A 3,278-nucleotide genomic window follows, 5' to 3' on the forward strand; every position below is an offset into this window, starting at 1 on the left:
GGGTGGTCGTGGGGGTGGCGGTTTCTTGATTCACATCACTCAGCGTGGTCGGGCGTGCTCAGTGTGAACAGTGACTCTGCGGGTGCGTCGAGTGACTGTCCGGAGCTTGTCCGGTCGGGTCCGGGCTGTCGGAGCGGGTCTGCGGGTAGGGCGCTGCTGCACTGAGGCGGCACGACGGAGGGGTGCGGGATGTCGGTCGAGGCGGACACCGGGCGGCTCAAGACGGAGGCGGACGAGCCGGGTTGGGAGGTGGATCCGGACGACGAGTGGGGCGTGGCGGTGATCGCGACCGTGGGGCGGCAGCTGAGGTTGCGGCGGGAGGCGGTGGGGATGCGGGCCGCCGACTTCGCGAAGGCGGTCGGGTATGGGGAGGACCTTGTCTACAAGGTCGAGGGCGGGAAGCGGATTCCTCGGGAGGAGTACCTGGACAAGGCCGACGACGTGTTGAACGCCGGTGGGCTGATCTCGGCGACGTGGGAGGACGTCAAGAAGGTCCGGTACCCGAAGAAGGTGCGGGAGCTGGGGAAGCTAGAGGCTCAGGCGGTTGAGATCGGCGTGTATGAGTGCAACATCATCGCCGGGTTGTTGCAGACGCCGGAGCATGCGCGAGCTGTGATCGGGGCAGCGCAGCCGCCGTACTCGCCGGATGATGTGGACCGTATGGTGGCTGCTCGTCTGGCTCGGCAGTCGGTCTTCGATCGCGACCCCGCTCCGTCAATTCACTTCGTGCTGGAAGAGGCCCCGCTGCGGCGGCAGGTTGGAGGCACAATGGTGTGGCGACAGCAGCTCGAACGTCTGCTGGAGGTGGGGCGGTTGAACAGTGTCACGCTTCAGGTCATGCCGACCAACACCGAGCCGCATCCGGGGCTGGACGGACGGATCGAGCTGCTTAAGTTCCCGGACGGAACAGCAGTGGCCCGAGCAGACGGTCTGTTCAACGGGCGGCCGACCACCGATCCAAAACAGCTGCGCATCATCGAACTGCAGTATGGGATTATCCGGGCGCAGGCCCTCCCGCCGCGGGAGTCGCTGACCTTCATTGAGCAACTGCTGGGAGAGACATGATCCGCAAGGCCCCCACCGGGGACGCCTCCGAACTGGCGTGGTTCAAGAGCAGCTACAGCGGTGGCACCAATGGTGAGTCCTGCGTCGAGATCGCGGCAGCACCCCACACCATCCACGTCCGCGACTCCAAGTACCGCGACTCCAGCCCCCGCCTCGCCCTCGCCCCGCAGGCCTGGTCGGCCTTCGTCACGTACGCGTCCCAGTGACCGCCTCCGCGATCTGGCGGGCGGCCTCGGCCGGCGTGAGGTGGGTGGTGTCCACGACCTCGGCCTCGTCGTGCAGCCATGTGCGGGCCGCCTCGGCGTAGGGCTCTAGGTACTTGAGGCGGAACGGGGAGTTGGGGCCGAGGACGGTGTCCCCCGCGATGCGTCCGCGCAGGGTTTCCTGGTCGGCGTGGAGGACGAAGTGCCGGACAGGGATGGCGTGGTGGGCCAGGCCCGTGCTGATCTCGCGCCAGTACTGCTCGACCAGGACCGTCATGGGCATCACCAGCGTGCCGCCGGTGTAGTCGAGCACGCGGCGGGCGGTCTCGACGACGAGTGGCCGCCACGGCGGCCAGTGCTGGAAGTTGTCCGTGCCGGGCAGCCCTGGCGTGATGTCCATCAGCGTCTCGCCGACCTTCTCGGCGTCGAGCACCCGTGAATCCGGGATCAGCTGCTGCACGAGCGCACTGGTCGTCGTCTTGCCCGCGCCGTGGGTGCCGTTGAGCCATACGATCATGTGACCCAACCTAGCGCCGAGCCCGCAGCGCGCGGCGGATCAGCCGGGACGCGACGAAGTACAGCGCGGTGACGGTCGCCCAGGTCGCCAGCAACCCGAGCGCGTAGGTCCTGTCGCCCGCTCCCCAGGCGACGGCGGTCAGGCCCGGACCTCCGAGCCACCAGGCGAGGAGAAGAAGTCCGATGACCAGCGTGGCCAACTGACCGAGGGCCTCCGTGATCAGGTCCCGCATGGTGGGGCGCTCCCGGATGGATGAGACGTGTGCATGATCGACCGGCTCAGCCTAAGTGCTGCTGAGGCCGGCTGCCGCACTCGGCGCCCGGTCATGGAGCCGGCGCGGGGTGCACATCCTTCGGCACGCCCTGGAGGGTCGCGAACGACACCGCCGTCGTGCTCTCCGGGATGTAGGCACCGCGTTCTCGTGTCGGTCCGTGCAGAAGGCCTCACGTTCCTGCGCCGCGCTCGCCAGGCGGTACCTTCATCGTCAGCCGATGAGGAGAGTCAACGTGAGCAAGTTCGTGCGGCCCGCGGCCGAAGGTGCCGACCCCTTCGGTACGGCCCGTCTGCGGCGCGGAGTGGTGGGGGCCTGGGCCACCAGCCCGGCTCGGTTCCGGGAGGACGCCAACGCCGAGGAGGACCTCGTCCTCGGCGGGTACCGGGACCGGCTCGTGGTCGAGCTCGCTCAGAACGCCGCCGACGCCGCCGCCAGGGCAGGGGTGGCCGGACGTCTTCGGCTCACCCTCCGTGAGGGTGTTCTCGTCGCCGCCAACACCGGCGCGCCGCTGGACGCGGCCGGAGTCGAGTCGCTGGCCACCCTGCGCGCCTCCGCCAAGCGGGACACGGCCACGGTCGGCCGCTTCGGCGTCGGGTTCGCCGCCGTCCTCTCCGTCACCGACGAGCCCGCCGTCGTCGGCCGGCACGGCGGGGTGCGGTGGTCCCTGGCCGAGGCCCGGGAGCTCGCCCAGGAGACCGCGCGGCACAGCCCGGGGCTGGGCGACGAGATCCGGCGCCGGGACGGACACGTGCCCGTGCTCCGGCTGCCGTTCGCCGCCGAGGGCACCGCCCCGGACCCGTACGACACCGCCGTCATCCTCCCGCTGCGCGACACCGCGGCCGCCGACCTCGCCGAGCGGCTGCTGCACACCGTCGACGACGCCCTGCTGCTCGCCCTGCCCGGGCTCGAAGAGGTCGTCATCGAGGTCGGCGACGACGAGCCGCGCACGCTGCGGCGCCGCACCGACGGGCCGTTCACGGTCGTCGAGGACTCCCGCGACGGCGTCGACGGCGTCACCCACTGGCGTACGGCCGCCGCCTCCGGCCCGCTCACCCCCGACCTTCTCGCCGACCGGCCCGTGGAGGAGCGGTTGCGGCCCCACTGGTCGCTCACCTGGGCCGTCCCCGTCAACGCCGCCGACAGCACCCCGGCCCGCCCCCGCACACCACCCACAACACCGGCCGCGCCCGCCTCCCCGCCCGGGCGCCCCCCCCCCCCC

Annotated in this window: 5 protein-coding genes; 3 read left to right on the forward strand and 2 right to left on the reverse strand. The window is 70.8% G+C overall.

Annotated features, from left to right (window positions below):
- Positions 1-189 precede the first annotated feature (189 nt).
- Entirely contained in the window at positions 190-1,065 is an 876-nt protein-coding gene (locus L0P92_RS43290) for a helix-turn-helix domain-containing protein (RefSeq protein WP_234768627.1), read from the forward strand.
- Positions 1,062-1,271: a DUF397 domain-containing protein gene (locus L0P92_RS43295; RefSeq protein ID WP_234768628.1), complete on the forward strand. Its 210-nt coding sequence runs from the start codon at positions 1,062-1,064 to the stop codon at positions 1,269-1,271. Before L0P92_RS43290 ends, L0P92_RS43295 begins: the two co-directional genes overlap by 4 nt.
- Here the strand turns inward: L0P92_RS43295 and L0P92_RS43300 are convergent.
- Together L0P92_RS43300 and L0P92_RS43305 are read right to left on the reverse strand one after the other, a co-directional pair.
- Positions 1,252-1,785 (reverse strand): AAA family ATPase, encoded by a 534-nt coding sequence (locus L0P92_RS43300; protein WP_234768629.1) that lies wholly within the window; start codon positions 1,783-1,785, stop codon positions 1,252-1,254. The genes L0P92_RS43295 and L0P92_RS43300 overlap by 20 nt on opposite strands.
- Before the next feature lie 10 nt (positions 1,786-1,795).
- Entirely contained in the window at positions 1,796-2,017 is a 222-nt protein-coding gene (locus L0P92_RS43305) for a hypothetical protein (RefSeq protein ID WP_234768630.1), read from the reverse strand.
- A gap of 274 nt (positions 2,018-2,291) precedes the next feature.
- Between L0P92_RS43305 and L0P92_RS43310 the strand changes: the two genes are divergently transcribed.
- A partial coding sequence (locus tag L0P92_RS43310) for a sacsin N-terminal ATP-binding-like domain-containing protein (RefSeq protein WP_372497432.1) occupies positions 2,292-3,278 on the forward strand: 987 nt, incomplete at its 3' end.

Origin of the sequence: Streptomyces muensis (genome assembly GCF_021474425.1) — a bacterium.
GTDB classification, from domain to species: Bacteria; Actinomycetota; Actinomycetes; order Streptomycetales; family Streptomycetaceae; genus Streptomyces; species Streptomyces muensis.

Coding starts and splice junctions, on each gene's coding strand:
- L0P92_RS43305 (WP_234768630.1), bottom strand. CDS start 2,017: ATGCGGGACCTGATCACGGAGGCCCTCGGTCAGTTGGCCACGCTGGTC.
- L0P92_RS43295 (WP_234768628.1), top strand. CDS start 1,062: ATGATCCGCAAGGCCCCCACCGGGGACGCCTCCGAACTGGCGTGGTTC.
- L0P92_RS43290 (WP_234768627.1), top strand. CDS start 190: ATGTCGGTCGAGGCGGACACCGGGCGGCTCAAGACGGAGGCGGACGAG.
- L0P92_RS43300 (WP_234768629.1), bottom strand. CDS start 1,785: ATGATCGTATGGCTCAACGGCACCCACGGCGCGGGCAAGACGACGACC.